The following is a 19,436-nucleotide window of genomic DNA, read 5'->3' as shown; positions in this document are numbered from 1 at the left end:
TCAAATAATCATCACAAAATCTCCGATTATTTAGCTTTTAGCAATCTAACTCGCCAATACTCATGAAGTCGCTTGCAAGGAATCCGTCAAACGAATCATATACTTTTTCAAGTATTTCAGGACAAATCCCATCGCTCTCCATCTGTTCCGAAAAATCTTTATCACAGCATTCAGATCCGAAATCTGTTTTCACATGTTTCTTTAAATATGTACTTCCGTCACTTAAAATAATGGTTTCGACACAGCCACCTTTAATTGTTTCTATTGAATATTTCATTTTTGTATTTACCTCCTAATCCATCAAATAATGCTTAGCTACATATTCAAGCATTTCGTCCATATCATCAAATATCCTGTTGCAATCGTCAATATCCCATGGGTGCAGCTCTAAGTTCTGCTCATTCAAGCCGATAACAGGAACCCCCTTATCGTGGCAAATGGCAATCTCCTTTGATGTGCCAATGCTGTTATTAGTATTGAAATTAACAATAATCAAATCACTATTCTTTGCCTTATGTAAGTCTAGTTCTTTAATTTCCCTTTGACTTTTATATGCAGTATCATCTAGGAAAGAAAAGTGATCGTTAGGATTGATAGTCACCGGTTTTTTAATTGCTCCATATAAGTCAGCCAACCGAAACAGCTTTCTCTTTGCTTCTTTTCTCCATTGGTTTCCTTAATGATATCTATCTACACCAAAAGCAGTCATGCTCCCGGCGAGATATACGTAATAGTTTTCTATGAAAAAATACCTCCCTTTGCAAATTTATATATACCAATAATATCTTTAGCTAATTCCAATGGCGTAAATTCTCCATTGTTCACAACATAATAATCCACATATTTTTCAATTTCAAAGAAATCCTTATCATCTGCTTCGATTCTCCTATCAGCTTCCAAAGGATTGTCTCCTCTTTCGGACAATCTCTTTCTGATAATATCTTCATTTGCTTGAATATAAGATACAACCGGATTCAACGATTTAATCTTAGCGATTTGCTTAATACCATCTGGATTAACAATCATCACTTTGTCATTATCGTAATCCTCAATAGCGGAACCATAATACCATGTGTCTCCGGTAGCAACATTATAACTTGTGGTTTCAGCAAAGAACCCATTAGTTTCTTTTGCTAAGAAGCTCTCTCTTGATATGTAATGATAATTGACACCGTCGACTTCGCCTGGACGCATGGGGCGTGTTGTATAAGTTACTATTTTCTTGTAGCCAAGTTTTACTATTTCATTTAATATTGTGTCTTTTCCCGAACAGGTCTTTCCAATGAGGAGTATCAATAGTTATTCTCCTTTCTTATCCAAAGCTCATAAAAGAGCCATTTGCTAGTATTTTCATTACTATATATTGTGTTTTAATATTTTTTAAATGCTATATATTGTGTATCATCTTTAATTTTGGGTACAAAAATAACAGCTTCTAGTTTTCAGACTCTTTTAATGCTTCTTTGATCTTACTGAATCCAATATTTACATGCCCACATTTCGGGCAAAATTCATATTTTAAACCAATTGTATTTTCTTTCCAGCTACATTCATTGCAAAATATCAAGAACTTGTCTTTTAATTTATCTATTTTCTACATCTCCTTTCTTGTTAATTTTCTTTATAAAATATCTGTTTTATGGTAAATCACAAATATAAATCCGAACTATTAATATCGTCAAATAACTCATCAATCTCTTCCATTCTGCACTTACCATACCACTCCTTCATTTCTGACCGAACAATTGCGGTGGTGAAGCTAATCAATGCTAATAGTAATGAATTAGTAGCAAGAGCAGCAAATGATAAGGCAAAACACATCGACAATAGTGAAACAGTTCCTATTCCAACAAGATTCGATTTTGTTCTTTTACTCATATCTTCTCCAATTTCTTCTACTTACGTTTCTTAAAATGCTTAAACATAAAATATAGTGTAGTCATCCCAATAAGGAGTAGTGGCAACAGATATTCAAAAGCAAACTTAAATTTGAAATATAAATCCATCATTCCGCCTCCATAAATTTGTCCGCCAATTCTTTATAATACTTGGCCTCTTCTAGATAGTGCTCATGAATCTTTTCTTCTACCTTGCTTTGTATTACTTCCAGACATTCGTGGTCATTGAAATTATCAATATATTCATCTTTTAATCTCAAAACTATTGAATCAAGTAACCAATCTCCACATTGATCTTTATGTAATTGAGCAACGATCTCCTCATTATAATATGGACAAAATAATAGTAACCACCTGTTTTCATTTTCAAGATAATGCCATTCTTTGGTTTTCTCCATTATTTACCTCACAACCTCTTAGATTCAGCCTTATATTTAGGCTGACTACAATATTCAACAGTTACATGTCTCTGATAGGAAAATGTACTTCCACAGTTCCCACATGTATAATCATCTTCTTCGTCGTCCATTTCCCAGCTTTCGGTTTCACAGCCACAGTAAGGGCAGGTAATTTCTGATTTATAGTTCTGATTTGCTGGCTCTTTGTTCCCGACGAAAATATCTTGATTCTTCAGTTTTTGAACATAGGCCGCATAATATGTATCACCTCTACCAGACATGGAAGAAACTGTATAAGCCATATCGTCAATAACAAGTACATCACCCATTTCTATGGATTTATTAGTTTCAGCGATGGGTGTTATACCGTCTGATTCTGGTGTAATCCCAAGCCTTGAATAATCCCAAGAGAATTTTTCCACCCAAATCCGCATAATCAAAGATCTTCAATTAATTCTCCTCTCATTCTGTTATATCAATAGACCATTTTGAATAGTCATTCGTACTCATTAAATAATAATCGGCATTTTCGTTTTCACAATATTTACCATTTCTATCAACACCAATTTTTGCAAGAGGACATTCATTCTCTAATAAAAATATTTCGTCATATTTATGAGTGTAACTAAAATCCTCTTTATCATGGCATCTACACCTACGACACGTTTCTAGTCGTTCCATCTCTTCATTTCTTGGAATCATATGTTCTTCAATAAATTTATCGCACTTTGCTTCGTCTAAAAATGCGGCTACGGTACTACAGTCAGAGCATATTCCCCACGATTCTTCTACTAAATATACTTTTGCCATTATGTACTATCCTTTCTTTTAAAATTGCAACCAATGAATCATTTTATCTTGAAACCTCCAATAATTTTTCAAACAAACTTTTTTCTTTCTCAGACATAGAGTTAAACTTTTCAAGTAAACTCAATACCTTTTCTGCCCCATATATGTTGAAACCATCTAATGATTTTTTAATACTGGTAATAACATCGGAGGTCTGATAAAGCACCTCATTTACTTCTTTTGCTTTGTTATAGGCCGCAGTTCGTTTTTCTTCGCAGCTATCCCAGATTTCATATAAGGCATTTGTTTCTTCAACAACTGCTTCCTTATACTTCTTGGCAATATCTTTAGAGAATAGCTTCAACTTTAAAACATTTTCCTCCAATGTCTCCATCATATAATTTGGTTCTTTTGCCATAGACTCGATTACTTTAGGAATATCATCGTTATGTATCTTGCAAATATCATTTACTAATTCTAATCTTTCAGCCAGTTCATCGCTGATATCAATATACTTATTGTTATAACTTAAATACGCCATTTTATTTATCCTCCTATAATTTTAACCAAATGGACATTTACTCAGCAATTTTGTTCCATAATTTATGTTTATAGATCTTCTCTTTAAGTCCTTCATACTTCATACCTTTTATACTTTCGTGTTCCATTGCCCAAACCATAGCGTCAAATAATTTCTTCTTACAGCATGAATGATTTGGAGTGCAAACGGAATATTTGATTCCTTCCTTAAAATCAAAATGTCGTTCAATCTTAATGTAGGTTTCTATTTTCTGCCCCCATTTTGAAGGACTTGTATAGTGCTTCTCAAAAATCACCTTTGAAATTGTTTTCAAATATTCTCCTCCCGTTCAATCAATTCCTTCCTTAATTCCTTTACTGTTCTACATAACTTATTAATCTTTTCACCAATCTTTTTATTGTAAATCTCCACGCATTCCTCGTATGTTTCAGCAAAATCCCTACTATATAAACTGACACCGTTTGCTCTTGGAGTACCATCTTGCTTTAAGACATGGAAATATTTATTATGTATGATTCCCTTGATAGGTTCCTGTTTCGAATGAACTACCTTGCCTCCAAAATGAGATTGTCTATCTAAGTCAATATTGAAAGCACATGCCCATACAATATCTCCCTCTTTTAATTTGCTTTTATCAATCATTTTCAACCCTCATTTTTAAATTTCTATAGGCATCTACTGAATTCGCAGCAATCCACAACAGTAATATCAGTAACAAAATTATTATTCCAATCAACCTGAGTCCGATAATGATTGACGGTAGTAAACTTACCAGAAATATGATTGCTGCTACAATGGCTGCTATAAATGAAATCACCAGTACAAATTCTAATGTAGTCAATAAAATTCCAATTGCCGTTGCCAATAATCCTTTTAAAAATGTCTTAATATATATCACCTCCACCTAATTTAATCTCAAAATATCTGAATAGTCATTAGGATCAATTGCTAATTCTCCTGATTTAATATAACGTAGCTCTCTATATTCATCACCATCGATCAAATATAATCCAAATTCTTCTAGGTAATCGTTAATAACCTCATTATCCTCATCTGGCAGTAAAATAGGTTTTATATTACCATGAATAAATTGATTCAAAAGATTCTTATTATTTGTTCCAGATGGGACCATATATAGGTTTGCCTCAATATTCCATGCAGACTGAATTGCTTTTACAATCTCTGATTTCTTTAATGTAAAGAATCCTGAATCGCCCATGTTGTTTTCATAGTAAAATCTCAAACTCGTCGTTCCTCCTTATAAAACAATAATTTGCTAAAGAATATTAACGGCAAATTGTTATCGGTGCAGAGTCTCCGATAGTAAATGTAATAGATTTTACTTCTGGATTGTCCTCGAAATACTTACATATTTTTCTGTTCCATTCATCAAAAACAGGCTGATTTACTCTTCGCCAATTCTCTATCTTTTCTCGATAACTTAATGCCTTATTATGACTCATTTTACTCCTTTCATATTTCCGAAAATTTCTTAACAATTTTATATACAAAACATCTTATCTCTTCAAAATCTTCCTCAATGACATCTTTCAGGATTTGCCATCTTACTGCCAATAAATACCTTTTAAACATCAGACTTTCAAATACAAATTTTCGTTGTTTAATATTATCGTAATCATATGGAAAGTGAGACATAAAATCTTCAAGAATATTTTCGTCAGTAGTATTACTATTCCAACGCATTCAGGCTCTCCTTACTCAACAATTAATTTATAATGATAACTGAAACTGTATCTTGAACTGGAATGGTTTTCTACTTCATTCTCCATTGGAAATTGTAAATCAGCCTTTCTTACAAAATCCGTAAGTTTCTTACCGCCTTTTAACACTGCAATCGAATGATTCCCATGATATGTACCAATACTTAAAATAGCTTCTTTGACCTCTTTGTCTGTATAGCTCTCGCAGACAAACACGAAACAATGACCTTCCTGAACATCTTCTTTTTTCTCGTGATAACCTAAATCTTTCAGTGTCACTTTTCGCTTACCAAGATACACATAGCAATGTCCATTTGTGCATTTGTAAATTCCACCAACTTCAAGCTTGGATAATGGAATGGTATTCATAGAATCTCGTTCTTGTCGCTTATTTTCTATTTTCTGAAGAGATGATTCAATATCTCTTTTAATTGCCATTTCCTCTTCTGTAGGATTAACCACAAGAAATACATCTCCCATGGAACGCTTATTGCCACCCTTGAATGCAATTGATTTACCAGACCATACTCCTATGTCCATTCCCCTTACATTTCTACCGGTTCCTTTACCAACACAAATATCTCCATCATGTAATTCTCTTCCTAAAATATCTTCCAAATATTATCTCCTTTTCCCGTTTCACTATAAAACCACAGTTTTCTGAATTAAAGTGCATTCCTGATTCGCTCCATAAGTTCTGTATCATGACCGTACACATTTTCTATCTCTTCTGATGCCGCTTCAAGCAATTCCTTTAACATAGATATCTTCTCAGCTATTTTTTTGCCCTCCTTAAGCCAACATCCCGTACATACTTTTTTCTCCAAATCTCGTTCTAAGAATCCAATTTCTTCCGGTTCCAATCCTGTATCTTCATATGCTTTCAGTTTTTTAATTCCCTCAAATATTTCATCACATGATATATCACTATAGCAATTGGATTCTTCTATGCAACCACAACATTTGATCATGGACGCTTGTGGAACCGTCGTGAGTCTCTCCATTTTTACCTCCTCGAAACCTTAGTTACTTGCCTACCATTCTCTTAAATACTTTTTCAAATCTTTCTCTACTGGCAATTTCACTTCTACAAGACTGAATTATGCCGTTCAAGTATTCTTCTGGAATTTCATCAATCTCTATCTCTTCATTATCTCTGTAAAATTTAATTTCATATGTAGGCATCTCTCTTTTCCTCCTCCCTCTTTAAAATCTCATAAAATGACGTTTTGCTTTCGTTAGTTCTGGCTTTACAATTCTTACACTTGTAGTATTTACTTTGTTTATCTTTCTCAAAATGTGTTACCTGTATAACTGCATTGCTTCCACATGATGTACAAATCATCAGTCGTCCTCCTTTCGACGATAAAATCGGTTCATGATCTCGGTGTGCAAATAATCAAACTCATTTCTTGCCGCGCCGTTCTTAAATTCAAATTCCTTATACTTTTCATGGATATCTACCATTTTGGATTGATGTTTAAGGAGTGACAATTCCAACCGTAATTCTTTTTCTGTAGCCCATAAAATATGTAAGTAAACCAACAATTCTTTTAACATGACTCTCTCCTTCCTTCTATATTAAGTAACGGCGGTAGATGGTATCGAACCATCTTCTCTGGTGTCAAAGACCAGCGTGATAACCTGTTCACTATACCGCTAGAAAGTACAACTTAATGCGCTTTCGGTTTTCTTTATTTATTACTACGAATTAATGATATCACCATAACAATCTCTTGTCAATGGTTTTCTTTATTTATATCTATCAAGTTTATTTAATCATGGAAATAAATTGTTCTTCTGTTATAATAGATACTCCAAGTTCTTTTGCCTTTTTATTTTTCCCAGAATTACTTTCTAAGCTATTATTGATGAGGTATGTAGTTTTCACTGACACTGAACCTGATACTTTACCACCAAGTCGCTCAATTTCTTCTACCAATTCGTTCCTATTGGAATAATGCGTCAAGTTACCAGTGATTACAAATACCATTCCTGATAAATCTTTATTATTATCAGCAACTATAACTGCTTTTGGCTTCTCAAAATCAAGTAGCGTTGGAATATAAGCGTCCTCAGAATCGCTATATTTTTCGTACCATGCATAGATACTACTATTCATAGTTGCTCCAAAATCGTTAAGTTGCGTAAAGTCAAAGCCATCTTCTAACGCCTCGATGAATTTTGAATAATCTCCATTGAATTGCTTACTGATAGTTTTGCTGGCCGTCTTGCCAATCAGGGCTATAGATAGTCCATAGAGATATCGTTCAAGTGTAGTATTCTTTGATTTTTCAATTGCTGCTAATAACTTCTCTGCTGATTTCTTGCCAAAACCGTCTAATTTGACCATTTTTTCTTTATGGGAATCTAATGTGTAAATATCTGATAGTTGATTTAGCCAACCTAATTCCATGAACTTTTCTAACGTGGCTTCAGATAACCCGTCAATATTCAATGCATTTTTACTAGAATAATGTGTAAGCCTACCAAGCAATTTTCCTTTGCAGTCAGCGTCAGTACATGTAAGCACCTCTGTATCGTTAACTTTAACTATCGCTGTTTTACCACCACATATTGGACATGTGTCAGGAATTTCAAACTCTGCTACATCAGCGTCACATTCAATAATCTGCGGAATGATCTCGTTCTTCTTAACTACCGTCACGTTGGCACCAACTTTAATATCCAAATCCTTCATTATACTGATATTATGTAGGGATGCACGGCTGACTGTAGTTCCTGCAAGTTCTACCGGATCGAATATAGCAACAGGTGTTAAATTACCAGTCTTACCCATAGACCACTCGATTTCTCTTAATATAGTAGACTCCTGGTCTTCTGCATACTTAAACGCAAGCTGTCCTCTTAAATGATGTGATGTGGCTCCAAGCGATTCCATGTAGGAAATATCAGTAAACGACACCACGCAACCATCAATGGGGTAATCGTAAGATTCGGCAGTAACTCTCATGTTTTGCAACTGATTTAGAATATCTTCACCTATCAATCTCCATGGAACAACGTCGAAGCCATATTCATCAAGTTTATTTAACCTTGTGAAAAAGTTGTTTTCGTCACTCCCCTCAACCAGTCTCCATGCTATAAATTTCACTTTTCTATCAGCACATATCTTACTATCTAACTGTCTTACGGTACCGCTACATAAATTACGTGGATTCTTATAATTCTTTTCGTCGGGCAGTTCACTATTAATCTTGTAGAAAGTATTATAATCAATAATTGCTTCTCCAAATACTACAAGCTTATTCTTGTATGGTATTGTAAGAGGAATATTGCAAAATGTTTTCGCATTTTCGGTAATATCCTCTCCGACTGCACCATCTCCGCGAGATTCTGCTTTAAGCAACACTCCATTATCGTATGTAAGACATACAGTCAGCCCATCAAGTTTAAGCATAAGAACAGCGTCTCTTTTCCCAATAAATTTCAACAACTCATCTGGTGATTTTGTTTTGTCCAGGGATAACATCGGATACTCATGAATACTCTTCTGAAGCTTGCTCTGCACCAAATATCCTACCGATTGCGTCGGTGAATTTGCCAAGCAAAAACCTGTTTTATCTTCTTTTTCTTTTAACTCATCAAACAGCTTATCGTACTCCTGGTCGCTGATTTCAGAGTTATTTTTGTTATAATATTGATTTCTGTGGTGATTCAGGAGATTTGTCAGCTCCTTGATTCTTTCAATATCCGTCATTCGGTTCCTCCATTTTCGATTATCCAGTCTACCGCTTTCTTATCTCTTGGCAACCTGCTTAATATATTGCAAGCATCGTTTATGGCTGCATCTCTAGGATATGAGATGCCAAATTCTCTTTTATAGTTAATCAGTTCTTCAACAACCTCTCCGATATTCAACTCAATTCTCCTTTCATTGCTTGGTTCATAAAAAGGTAATCCACCTATATATTCACATTTCATTTAAGCAGTTCGGAAACAAATGTTTTCAACGGCTCTTTCATAGTCATGTTCCCATTCATCCACTCTAAGTAATCTTTATGCTCTTTTGCCACTTCTGTAATCAACTGTCCTTTATACTTACCGAAAGAAAACGTATATGTATTAATGTCTGGCTTTGTCACTTCCACATTGGAATCAAATAGGATTTCAATATCTTTCCTTGATGCCAGATAATCACAAAGATGAACAATTTTCTGCATGGACGTTGTTGGCTTCTGCAAAACAACCTTGCTTCTTTTATTTTCATTCCACTGTCCCATATGAGAGGAAATAACTTCCGCAATTTTATTCCTGTAGTCCATATTGAAATCATTGAAAATCTCATTGCTTAATATCCAATTCGCACAAATTTGTGGGTGGTCATGTACGGTGAATTTACTCCCACCAGTCCCCTCTTTAAATCCATCGTGCAAGATAGAACCTGCAATCATACAATCTCGTTCTTCCTGAGTAAGATCATTTTGTGTCTGTTCTAGCTGGCAAATATAGTTAGCAAATAACGCAACTGCTTTTGTATGCCTAACAAGTCCACCTTCTCCAAGAGCATATGACGGATGATATTTTCCGGTGGTGGAAGCGGCCATTGAAAAGAAATAGTCTGGCAAATTCTCTAAACCAACTTCGACCAATTTTCTTACTTCTTCTGTTGCAATATATCCCAATTCTTTCTCAAACATTTCTTTCTTCAAATTTTATCCTCCTATTTTAAAATGCTATTATCTAAACAGTTTTTGCAAATCTCATAAATGAATTTTCCCATGTTCTCACGATTAACAAAATTCAGATAGAAATTGCTCCGCTTTTGCCATGTTAGTAATGTTCTCAAAAACGAATCTTCATTATATTTGGAATCGTAATTGTGTTCCATAATATCGTCCAGTCTATCGTTCTCTACCACAAGATAAACGTTTGAGACATTAATCATTCTGTTTAATTCCTTCATAAATCGGTCATCATCTTGATTGTTCGACAAATTACCAGCCAGTTCCTTTAATCCGTTTTTACGCTCAATCACCAATTCATCGGTAAAATATGTGTCTATAAGAAACCCCAACTCCGGGCAAGCCTCTACCATAATTGAATAATCGCCTGTTTTAAGAGAACGTTTTTTATACGCAATTCCATTTTCATCAAAATATTTTATTATATTTTCATTGCTCTTTTCTTTCGTATCGCAGAGTATAACCATGTGAGATAAAAGTTCCTTGTATTTCTTATCTGTGTAATAATTTTTAATACGATTCACCGTCCTATGCCATTTTTATATAATCTTTAATCCACCATTCGTAAACATCGGGGACTATTTGCCACTCGTCATTAACCTTTTGTTTTTTAGGCTGTTTTTTAACATCCTTTATGTAAATAATGTCTCCATCTTGAACAGGTATTTCATTAAAACTCGTCTTTATTGCTTTATCTCTTTTGTTTATGGTCTTATGTATCTTCATTTCGGTGGTCTTACCTTTGCCAATACTATAAGCGTTGAATTTAGGCGAATATGTCGTGTTTATATCTGTAATTACTACATATCTCCATTCAAGAGTATCATCTACATAATCAACGTAACCCAACACTTCATACTGGAATTTCACAAGCTGAATTACACCAAACTCCTCCTCGTCAATGTAACTCGCCAGTTCCTTACATAGCCCAACCCAGTTCAAGTTACTGTATTGTGCGTCGCTAATTTTTCCAGAAGCCAATCTGTCTGTGGCATATTTTTTGACTATTTCTTCGTCAATATGGAGATCGGGAATTTCTGCCTTCTTTACAGTTTTTCTTCCCTTTCCTTCACTTCCCTTCCAATAATCAACTATTCCAGTAATGGTAAGAAGTTTTTTAATAGAACCGAATTTATTAAAATAACCTATCTTTACTAAGTCTTTAAATACCGTCACATTTATATTTGTACCTTTAATGGATACGTAAATATCAACAAAATCATCTACCCCCTGTTCATAAATATCCATAATTGCACGAACGGCTTTTTCTCCTATCCCCTTAACACTGGACAGATTAGGATAAATAATCTTGCTTTCATCATCAACCGTGAATTTAGTGTTGTCTTTACCATACTCATATGTTCCCATAGTATACCCAAACATTGTCATAGCTTCTTTTGTTAAGGCAGCTACTTTATTCTTATCCCCCTTATCCTGATAATGATTTAATGTCACTTCATAGAATTTAGAAAGATAATGAGCTTTAGGCCATGCTTCATAGAGAGAATCATTTGCCATAGCCAAAGCATGAGGAGCATTAAAACTATATCTGGCACTATCTTTGATAACTTTATACACTGGCTCGAAATTATCCAGATTTCCGATATTTTGCAACCAATGTTCTTTTAGGCTAGTCTCGACTTTTGCAAGTGCTTCGCCTTTTAACTTCTTCTTACTGATTTTCTTGATGGTGTCATAACTATCCTTCATCGGAATACCTAGATAAGAGAAGATTTTCATAACTGCTTCTTGATACAGCATATAGTGAAAACAATCTTCTAGGAGTTTATCGATAGCTTTTTCTCCGTTGCTATAATCAATCCTATTTAGGAAACCATCAATTAGGGACTTAAATCCCGGGCGAATACCTGCAATAAATGCAGCCAATTCTTTGATATTCTTAGGTTTGAACTTCATTACTTTCTTTGTGGTGCTTGCTTTCTCACACTGATTTAGACAACAAGTAGCTCCGATTTCATATAGCTTCCAAACCTTTTCATCTTCAGAAACCATCTTCCGCAACTCTGCAACCGTTGGCACTTTTCTTCCGATACTCTCATATAATTTATGAATAATCCCTACGACATCTACGATAAGAAAATCATCTTTTACATAACCATATGAATCAAGCAAACCTCCCTCGATATTCGCTACAACAGTGGATTTTCCAGTGCTTTCAGAATGACACCTTATTAACCCTATCTCATAACGAATATCTCCATATCCGATAACATCTTGTTCTTCAAGATTTCCATTGAATAAGAAGAACCCACAAGCATGAACCTTTGCTTGTTCAATAATTCCTTGGTACGGCTTACTATCATTAAATATCTTTAAATGCTCTTTATTGGTAATATAGTCTTCTATGTGAATATCTTTTTTATCTTCTTCGTCATCTACCTGTTTCAGAGCCTCGTTGTACTGGTCAATAGAAGAAGTGATCTCATTTGCCACACTGGGTTCAAGTCCTTTTATATCTGCATATAGCTTAAAACCCGACTTTTCACCCAATTTACCGACTGCCAACAGGGGATAGCAACCATGTTCTCCCACCAGTTCTCTCCCAGCAAAAACAAAAGGTTCCTGATTTGAAACATTAAAGTCTATATCTGGCATTTGATGGGAAGATAATATCCTATCTTTTGTAATAAAACGTTCTGGATATATCGGAACTTCAGATTCGAATCTATCCATTGTGGTAAACCCTAGCAACTTGCTTGAATAATATGAACTCGCACTCCCTCTTGATGTAGTTGTCAGCTGCCCACCATATTTGTTAACGGCCAGTTTTACAAGCTCGTAGTTGGTTAAAAAGTAATCGGTAGTTCCACTAGACTCAATTTCTCCATGCTCATATAACATGCCCTCTTCTCTATCTTTAGTCCTATGATCTATATCTTCCTCGCCATATTTCTCATATAAAATATCCTTGAGAATTTTTACTCTTTCATCATAATTATATTGTTCGTACATTGGGGCAATTGGTATTTTAAAATTTGTCTTGTATGTTAGTTCTTCGCAACCGTCAATGAAAACATGGGTATTCATCATCGCATAAACAATTTCTTCTGAAGGCAAAACTGCTTGTTCAATTAACCTCCTATATGTCTCCTTGCCGATAGGAAAATCCATATACCAGCCTTCTTCATCATCGTAATGTTGCCCTTTTCGTTGAAGAAGATTTTCTCTTTTAATCCGATCCTCCTCATTTATGTAATGAGTGTCCAGTCCTACAATCGTTTGAATGCCATATTTTTTAGACATTTTATATATTCTGTCATTCAATAATTTCTGTGGCATGGTATTATGGGTCTGATATTCAAGAAAGAAATTGTCTCCAAAATGCTCCCATATTTTTAGCCATATATCTTCTGCGTTTTCATATTTCCAACCTGCAACACATGCAGAGGTGATATAAACATCATCTTTATCAAGCTGGAATAACATGTTTAAGTCTATCCTTGGTTTTGCGTAAAATCCTTCACCATGAGCGCATGAGATTATGTAATTCAGTTTTCTCATAGCATGATATGTTCGAGCAACAATTACCATATGGCAATTTGTCTTATCTCGTTTTTCACTTACTTGTGTCTTACCCTTTTTATCAACATATTCTTCTCGGTTAATCTCATTTATGTCTTTGACCCAATACACTTCAGCAGAATACCTGAACTTAATTTCTTTCGATAACTTATGTTTTTTGCGATATTCTACGTCTTGTGAATTTTTACATACGTCATATACATATAGCCATTCTCCTGGATAACCATGTTCTCCTGAAAAGTAGCATTGACAACCATACGAATTAGAATGTTCCATAAACTCATGAATGTCAGTCGCAGAATCAATCTGTATCAAATCAGACCAAGTAGTGTGCTTATGATAATTTTCCATAAGCATATTCATATCGTTAATCCATGTTTCTAAAGCATATGGGAATTTAAAGTTGAGTCTTCCTACTGCTTTTTTTGCATCTTCCAGTAAAGACAATTACTCGCCTCCCATCAACTTGTAATCACAGGAGTTTCTAAAACCACACAGATTGCGGCAGTAAAAATAATCCATTGTTGGGACAAAATTCTCCTCTTCCTCTATCAGATCAATCAAATTGTTCGCCCATGATAAAGATTCTTCATATTCCTCTTTTATAAAAGGAAGTTCAAGCCATTCCTTATCTCTAAAATAGTTCCAGACAATTTTTTCTGGATATACGCCATATTCATTGAATACTTGAATGCTATATATGTATAACTGCTTCTTATAACTTTCATAATCAGCTATTTTTTTCTTTAATACCTTACCTTTTTTACCAATGGGATATTCGCTTGATTTGTGATCCAAGACTACAATTCCCCCAGTTTCTTTATCTTGAAGTAATAAATCTATATATCCCACGAAGCTCCTGATTCCTATTGAGAACTCACATTTTTTCTCTACCCCGAGAATTTTATATTTTTCAAGCCAATCCATCTCCAATGTTGCAAAATAATCTAGCCCCTGAAAAAAGTACTTTTCTCTTGTAGATTCAGGGATATCCCAACATTGAATTTCTTCATCATATTTTTCTTTATAGTATTCAACTGCTTCAGCTAATCCAATTTCATTCAGGGAAATCTTTTCTAAAATACTATGGCAGAAATGTCCAAATGCTGCATAAAAATTCTGTTCGTTCTCATATATTCTTTTCCCATTTTCGTCTTTCAAAAGATAGTTTAAGTACCACTCATACTTACACCCTTCGAATGAGTGGCATCTACTAAACGAAAACCTCATATCTTGTATCTTCTCTCTATATTCTCCCAATCATATCCTCCTTTATTTGATTTTCACTTTTGTTGCATAAAGCGACTCCCATATATCTCGACCCAAATCTACCGGAGCATTTTTTGCTCCTACTCCTCCCAGTAGATTTTCTCTATCAATAATCACGTACACATTTACAAAACGCTTTAACAGATCAATATTCTCCTTAACTTTCCGTTCCTTATAAGACACGTCAGAGTCATAACAAAAAACAACATTTTTAATTTCTCTTGTAGAGATCAAGATCTTTATCTGCTCTGGAGTTAAAGTGTGCTTTTCAGCGGAAGCACTGTCTTTAATTCCCCAGGTGAAAAGTTTCATAACGCTCTTTATGCTTTCAAAAATCTTTATTTCGCCAGATTCTTTAATGTGTTGAAATGTAATATTCATTCCTTGGAAATAGTCAACCGTTCCCACAGGGTAGTAATTTATGTACTTTTGAATACCAAAAAACTTAAATTCTTTGCATAAGGTTCTTCCCTTAATGTTGATCAGATTTCCGTCCATATCGAAAACAGGATATACGATTCTATTTCCACGATTATCAAGTCTGACTCCAAACAGTCTTAATACGCTTGAATCTATCCCCTCTTCTATCCACTCATGAATCTCAACATCTTGGTATTTAAGTAATTTCTCTATATCTAAAATCTCATGAGAAGAAATATCCTCTGTCTTGTTGTTACGAATTTTTCGTATAACCTTGTTGAGCTTAACTGTCTCCGATTGGCACATCGCCTTTAAATCTACATCAGCTAACCGTGAAGCTTTTTGTACTGCATCATCAAAACCTAACTTCTCATAAAGCATCAGATATTGGATAATTCCTCCGCCTGCTCCACAACTAAAGCAAAAGAACTTGTTTTTAGATGGAGTTAACGAAAATGAAGAGGTGCGGTCTATATGTAAAGTACAATGCCCAAAATAATCTTTACCTCGTTGTTTTAACTCCATGGTGTTTCCAATATAATCAAGCAGATCAACGTTGCTATTAATTTCTTCTAGCATATCTTCATCATATAGAGCCACGGGACTCACCTCCTAACTAAATGGTGTGCTTTCAGTATGCTGCTTGGCTTCTCTGATTCCGACTTTTTCAGAGGTAAACATCATATCAATATAATCTCCGCTTCCCGAATGTGGCTTTCCTAATCTATTTAATTTCACTGTAAACTTATGGGTCCCACATTCTTTACCATCTGCAACCAACTCTTCATTCGTTTTTTCTTCCCACTTACAGGCTACTGAGCAATACTTTTCTATACCATCTGATTCAGCAACCTCGTTTTGGCGGCTCAATTGGCAGAATGCTAGAACAGACATTTTTAAATCACCGGCAATAATGTTTTTTAGCCAGTTAGTAATACCTGCCATATAAGCACTTCTTTCAGCAGAATTAAGAATAGAGTCGGCGCACTTGATATAATCCCACACAACAAACTTCAAATCCATTTCACTTTTCTTTTGTGCACAGATAGAGTAAAATTTCTCTTTTGTAATATATGGGTCAAAATTATGAAACAAAGGTAACGACTCAATATAATTGTTGGTTTCTTCTGCCTTTAATTCTTCTTCCTCTGTTAAAATAGAATTCTTAATCCGATAGACTGATATACCACTTAAGTAAGACAAAACTCTTACGTACCAGTTTTCGTCGCTCATCTCACTATCCTGAACGAATGTGGGGACCCCGTTCATTGCTTTATGTAGAGCTTCAATCATTGCCAGCCAGCTCTTACCTTTTTTCATTCTTGCTTCTATTACAACCAATTCAGTTTCTTCATATGTAAAAAATTCATTTATACTAGGAAAAAATGAAGGTAGCCCATAAGATTCTCCACGTTCTTTCTTTTCTTTTATCTTCTGCCAAATATCTTTAATTTTTGAGCCAAAAGTTGTTATCTCTCCATCAGTTACAAAACTCGTTGTCAGTTCATTGAGTTCCTTATAAACGGTGTTACTCATATCGTCTAAATGAATGTCTTCGTTAGAACACATTCTCTGCCAGTCACTTGCTTTTTTATAAAAAGAACGTTTAAACGCCAACTCCACAACACGATTAACAAGAAGTAGATACTCTTCAACACTATCTCTCTTCGTATTAAAGCAAAGGTCAATGTACTCTTGGATACTTGGCAAATTGTATTCCTGAACTTTCTTTCTCACAGCCTTATTAGAATCAAGCATTTGTTCAATATTCAAAGCTGTTATGTTTGTGATCTTTTGAGCAAAAAGTTCCTTAATCGCCCAATAAATACAGGCATTGTCAACGTTGTAAAAATACTTTTCATGTAAATAGTTGCTATGTAAAATGAATTCTGGGTGATACACTAAAGTTGATATCACACCGGCTTCTGCTTTATAGTCAGAAATTTCGCTTAAATCCACTAATTTCCTCCCTTCAATATACCTCCAAAACCAACCTTGCCAGATGAACTATAATTAAATCCAGTGGACTTAACTGGCTCCATCTCAGCAGAGTCAGCAGTTTTTTTTATCTCATTGGCAATCTCTGTAGCCTTTTTCTTTTTCCATAAATCCTTGATTCTCTGATTGTCCACTAGATAATGAAGTCCATATGGACTTTTAACAGGAATCTTTGCTGATACCGAATGAGTCAATGCAAATAGTAAATATTCGGAGTCAATTTCTTTTGTAAATACAAGGTTGTTAATGACACTTACCAACTGCTTCATGACAACAGTTTTGCTAATGTTTTCATAGTAAAAATCTCTAACCTTTGCTATATTCTCACTGATTTTTGCACAGTCAGGGTGCATATATCTATTGCCAACTTTTATAGCTTCGTCCTGCGGTATTTCGCAGGACTCATGTTTACAATGCTTAAAGGCGCATTTGTATGTTTTATCTGACATAATTCACCTCTTAGTTAAATGGAAGTCCCTCATCTTCTACTCCGTCTGGAATACTCATAAATCCATCTCCGGTTGCCGAATTTGATGGAGAAGAATTGTTCTGGTTATCATACTCGTGCATTTTTGCAGCAAATACCGATACGTTATAATAAGTAATCTTCTTCTCTTTATCGTATTTATTTGTTACATCAAATGCCTCAATATCAATCTTATCTTTCTCTTTTAACTTGGAAGCAAATTCAACCATTCTATCACCACAGAACCTTACATACCCATTAAAATCCGTTTCATACTGGTCTGTTTGCCTATTCTTCTTACTTGTTGTAATCTGTACATCAACCGTTTTACCATTTGAGCTTGGAGCATTTACTTTCCATACCGTTGCTAAGGTTCCATACTGATTCCCTGATCTAAGTCCCATATTCTAAATTCCTCCTATTTTCTAATTCCCATAAGCTGCGTTTTCAGTGTCTTTAATGTGTCAATATCTTCCATAATTCTTGGATCTCCGTTTGCTTTTTCATCAGCAGACTTGCAGAAATCAGCAACTTTATTCTTTGCCGCCTCTGATAATTTGGCTCTTTCAGTGACCAGCTTGTAACATTCAGTTCTGAGTTTTTCTAACTCTTTACTCTCTTCCGGGAGATCCTCACCTTCATATATGTATAATCCCAACCCATGTCGAGCACAGGCTTTTGTTAATGACCTCTGAATAGATTTGTTTGCTTCTGAAGATTTAATATTTTCTGAAGAAATGGAATTATTTTTAAAATCCATTATAGGCAATTCCTCAACATGCTCAATACCGTTGATTGTAACTCCTGTCTTTACCCAACCAGTTCTCCCATCATCAAACCAGGGACGAGTTTTCATTGGAGTAGTTCCATCTGGAGCATAAGAAAGCACTTCCTCATAAATTCGATAAGTAGCGTCAGGGTGGAGTTTTTTTACCTCTGCCCAGCAAGCAGCCCAGGATAAATAATTCAATCCATTTTTCTGTTTTACCTTTTCCTTAACATCAACATTGTAAAGTTCCTTAAAATAATTTTCTGACATTCAATTTCTCCTTATTATTTAAATGGTAATTCTGAATCTTCTTCATTCTTAGTTCCCAGATACTTGGTTCCATTATCGAAATTTCCTTTAACAACGGGTATGCCCTTGATAATAGAAATACCCTCTTCACCGTCTCTAGCTATATGTAAAATGTCCAGCATTCTAAATTCGTTTCTTCCAACAAGTATGACTTCTGGTTTACAGTCATCAATATTCTTAAGAATTTCACAATAAATGCTGTTTGCTTCTTGTAAGATCGGTTTAATTACTTCCAACGACAAATATCCCCAATCATTATCTCCGCAAATATGCAACCAGTGATTGTCATCTCCAAATAGAGATAAATCCATCATGCTCTTAACTCCAATACCTTTATATGGCCTTACAATGTCACGATCGGGATTAACTTTCATTACCTTAATTCCTAATTCTCCTCCTATGGTAAACACCTCTTTCTTAAATTATTTTTTATGTAAACACCAGCTCTCACCGGCGATAACATGAGCCTCACTCTATGGAAAATCTATATTAAACCTTAAAAAAGGTGCAAAAATAATAAGGTATCCGAAATACCCTACCAAAAACGGTATTATCCATACTTTTTGCGTTACTATTAAATTCCTCCATTATGTAAGTTGACTTGTTGAC

At 34.8% G+C, this 19,436-nt stretch carries 29 protein-coding genes and 1 tRNA gene; all 30 read right to left on the bottom strand.

Going from position 1 to position 19,436, the window contains the following annotated elements; translation table 11 throughout:
* Positions 1 to 37 precede the first annotated feature (37 nt).
* Entirely contained in the window at positions 38 to 277 is a 240-nt protein-coding gene (locus BMW45_RS15420) for a hypothetical protein (RefSeq protein WP_092245402.1), read from the bottom strand.
* Positions 278 to 292: 15 nt separating this feature from the next.
* Positions 293 to 634, bottom strand: coding sequence for a hypothetical protein (locus tag BMW45_RS15415; protein WP_092245399.1), 342 nt, complete (start codon positions 632 to 634; stop codon positions 293 to 295).
* 104 nt (positions 635 to 738) lie between these two features.
* Entirely contained in the window at positions 739 to 1,296 is a 558-nt protein-coding gene (locus BMW45_RS15410) for a hypothetical protein (protein WP_092245396.1), read from the bottom strand.
* Between the two features lie 351 nt (positions 1,297 to 1,647).
* Positions 1,648 to 1,878 (bottom strand): hypothetical protein, encoded by a 231-nt coding sequence (locus tag BMW45_RS15405; RefSeq protein WP_092245393.1) that lies wholly within the window; start codon positions 1,876 to 1,878, stop codon positions 1,648 to 1,650.
* A gap of 127 nt (positions 1,879 to 2,005) precedes the next feature.
* Positions 2,006 to 2,296, bottom strand: coding sequence for a hypothetical protein (locus BMW45_RS15400; protein ID WP_092245390.1), 291 nt, complete (start codon positions 2,294 to 2,296; stop codon positions 2,006 to 2,008).
* Positions 2,297 to 2,304: 8 nt separating this feature from the next.
* Entirely contained in the window at positions 2,305 to 2,730 is a 426-nt protein-coding gene (locus BMW45_RS15395) for a hypothetical protein (protein ID WP_092245388.1), read from the bottom strand.
* A 28-nt stretch (positions 2,731 to 2,758) separates the two neighbouring features.
* On the bottom strand, positions 2,759 to 3,106 hold the full coding sequence (locus BMW45_RS15390) for a hypothetical protein (RefSeq protein WP_092245385.1): 348 nt from the start codon (positions 3,104 to 3,106) through the stop codon (positions 2,759 to 2,761).
* 43 nt (positions 3,107 to 3,149) lie between these two features.
* Entirely contained in the window at positions 3,150 to 3,626 is a 477-nt protein-coding gene (locus BMW45_RS15385; protein ID WP_092245382.1) for a hypothetical protein, read from the bottom strand.
* Positions 3,627 to 3,663: 37 nt separating this feature from the next.
* On the bottom strand, positions 3,664 to 3,939 hold the full coding sequence (locus BMW45_RS15380; protein ID WP_092245380.1) for a hypothetical protein: 276 nt from the start codon (positions 3,937 to 3,939) through the stop codon (positions 3,664 to 3,666).
* Complete coding sequence (locus tag BMW45_RS15375) at positions 3,936 to 4,268, bottom strand: hypothetical protein (protein WP_092245377.1); 333 nt, start codon at positions 4,266 to 4,268, stop codon at positions 3,936 to 3,938. Before BMW45_RS15375 ends, BMW45_RS15380 begins: the two co-directional genes overlap by 4 nt.
* A gap of 262 nt (positions 4,269 to 4,530) precedes the next feature.
* Positions 4,531 to 4,869, bottom strand: coding sequence for a hypothetical protein (locus BMW45_RS15365; RefSeq protein WP_092245371.1), 339 nt, complete (start codon positions 4,867 to 4,869; stop codon positions 4,531 to 4,533).
* Between the two features lie 230 nt (positions 4,870 to 5,099).
* Complete coding sequence (locus BMW45_RS15360) at positions 5,100 to 5,330, bottom strand: hypothetical protein (protein WP_092245368.1); 231 nt, start codon at positions 5,328 to 5,330, stop codon at positions 5,100 to 5,102.
* Between the two features lie 11 nt (positions 5,331 to 5,341).
* Positions 5,342 to 5,965 (bottom strand): hypothetical protein, encoded by a 624-nt coding sequence (locus BMW45_RS15355; RefSeq protein ID WP_242883047.1) that lies wholly within the window; start codon positions 5,963 to 5,965, stop codon positions 5,342 to 5,344.
* Between the two features lie 47 nt (positions 5,966 to 6,012).
* Entirely contained in the window at positions 6,013 to 6,351 is a 339-nt protein-coding gene (locus BMW45_RS15350) for a hypothetical protein (RefSeq protein ID WP_092245365.1), read from the bottom strand.
* Positions 6,352 to 6,373: 22 nt separating this feature from the next.
* A complete protein-coding gene (locus BMW45_RS27900) occupies positions 6,374 to 6,532 on the bottom strand; it encodes a hypothetical protein (RefSeq protein ID WP_166433371.1) in 159 nt (52 codons plus the stop codon).
* The gene (locus BMW45_RS27895) at positions 6,519 to 6,692 is read right to left on the bottom strand and encodes a hypothetical protein (RefSeq protein WP_166433370.1); all 174 of its coding nucleotides are present in this window, start codon (positions 6,690 to 6,692) and stop codon (positions 6,519 to 6,521) included. Before BMW45_RS27895 ends, BMW45_RS27900 begins: the two co-directional genes overlap by 14 nt.
* Positions 6,692 to 6,907, bottom strand: a complete 216-nt coding sequence (locus BMW45_RS15345) for a hypothetical protein (protein WP_092245362.1) — start codon at positions 6,905 to 6,907, stop codon at positions 6,692 to 6,694. The genes BMW45_RS27895 and BMW45_RS15345 overlap by 1 nt, the downstream gene beginning before the upstream one ends.
* Positions 6,908 to 6,936: 29 nt before the next feature.
* A tRNA-Gln gene (locus BMW45_RS15340) sits at positions 6,937 to 7,007 on the bottom strand.
* A gap of 111 nt (positions 7,008 to 7,118) precedes the next feature.
* On the bottom strand, positions 7,119 to 9,068 hold the full coding sequence (gene ligA / locus BMW45_RS15335; protein ID WP_092245359.1) for an NAD-dependent DNA ligase LigA: 1,950 nt from the start codon (positions 9,066 to 9,068) through the stop codon (positions 7,119 to 7,121).
* On the bottom strand, positions 9,065 to 9,229 hold the full coding sequence (locus BMW45_RS27890; RefSeq protein ID WP_166433369.1) for a hypothetical protein: 165 nt from the start codon (positions 9,227 to 9,229) through the stop codon (positions 9,065 to 9,067). The genes ligA and BMW45_RS27890 overlap by 4 nt, the downstream gene beginning before the upstream one ends.
* Positions 9,230 to 9,288: 59 nt before the next feature.
* The gene (locus tag BMW45_RS15330) at positions 9,289 to 10,020 is read right to left on the bottom strand and encodes an HD domain-containing protein (RefSeq protein WP_092245357.1); all 732 of its coding nucleotides are present in this window, start codon (positions 10,018 to 10,020) and stop codon (positions 9,289 to 9,291) included.
* 11 nt (positions 10,021 to 10,031) lie between these two features.
* Entirely contained in the window at positions 10,032 to 10,577 is a 546-nt protein-coding gene (locus tag BMW45_RS15325; protein WP_143057047.1) for an ERCC4 domain-containing protein, read from the bottom strand.
* A 4-nt stretch (positions 10,578 to 10,581) separates the two neighbouring features.
* A complete protein-coding gene (locus tag BMW45_RS15320) occupies positions 10,582 to 14,043 on the bottom strand; it encodes a PHP domain-containing protein (protein ID WP_092245351.1) in 3,462 nt (1,153 codons plus the stop codon).
* Positions 14,044 to 14,856 (bottom strand): RecB family exonuclease, encoded by an 813-nt coding sequence (locus BMW45_RS15315; RefSeq protein WP_092245348.1) that lies wholly within the window; start codon positions 14,854 to 14,856, stop codon positions 14,044 to 14,046.
* Between the two features lie 12 nt (positions 14,857 to 14,868).
* Positions 14,869 to 15,885, bottom strand: coding sequence for a CHC2 zinc finger domain-containing protein (locus BMW45_RS15310; RefSeq protein ID WP_092245345.1), 1,017 nt, complete (start codon positions 15,883 to 15,885; stop codon positions 14,869 to 14,871).
* A gap of 12 nt (positions 15,886 to 15,897) precedes the next feature.
* Positions 15,898 to 17,244, bottom strand: coding sequence for a DnaB-like helicase C-terminal domain-containing protein (locus tag BMW45_RS15305; RefSeq protein WP_092245342.1), 1,347 nt, complete (start codon positions 17,242 to 17,244; stop codon positions 15,898 to 15,900).
* The gene (locus BMW45_RS15300; protein ID WP_092245338.1) at positions 17,244 to 17,732 is read right to left on the bottom strand and encodes a hypothetical protein; all 489 of its coding nucleotides are present in this window, start codon (positions 17,730 to 17,732) and stop codon (positions 17,244 to 17,246) included. The genes BMW45_RS15305 and BMW45_RS15300 overlap by 1 nt, the downstream gene beginning before the upstream one ends.
* Positions 17,733 to 17,742: 10 nt before the next feature.
* Positions 17,743 to 18,153: a hypothetical protein gene (locus BMW45_RS15295; RefSeq protein WP_092245335.1), complete on the bottom strand. Its 411-nt coding sequence runs from the start codon at positions 18,151 to 18,153 to the stop codon at positions 17,743 to 17,745.
* A 14-nt stretch (positions 18,154 to 18,167) separates the two neighbouring features.
* Positions 18,168 to 18,788, bottom strand: coding sequence for a Sak single strand annealing protein (locus tag BMW45_RS15290; RefSeq protein WP_092245332.1), 621 nt, complete (start codon positions 18,786 to 18,788; stop codon positions 18,168 to 18,170).
* 14 nt (positions 18,789 to 18,802) lie between these two features.
* The gene (locus tag BMW45_RS15285; RefSeq protein ID WP_092245329.1) at positions 18,803 to 19,201 is read right to left on the bottom strand and encodes a hypothetical protein; all 399 of its coding nucleotides are present in this window, start codon (positions 19,199 to 19,201) and stop codon (positions 18,803 to 18,805) included.
* Positions 19,202 to 19,436: the final 235 nt, after the last annotated feature.

Origin of the sequence: Lacrimispora sphenoides, assembly GCF_900105215.1 — a bacterium.
GTDB classification, from domain to species: Bacteria; Bacillota; Clostridia; order Lachnospirales; family Lachnospiraceae; genus Lacrimispora; species Lacrimispora sphenoides_A.
Note: the sequence above shows the minus strand (reverse complement) of the source record. Positions and strands in the feature narration are given on the sequence as shown.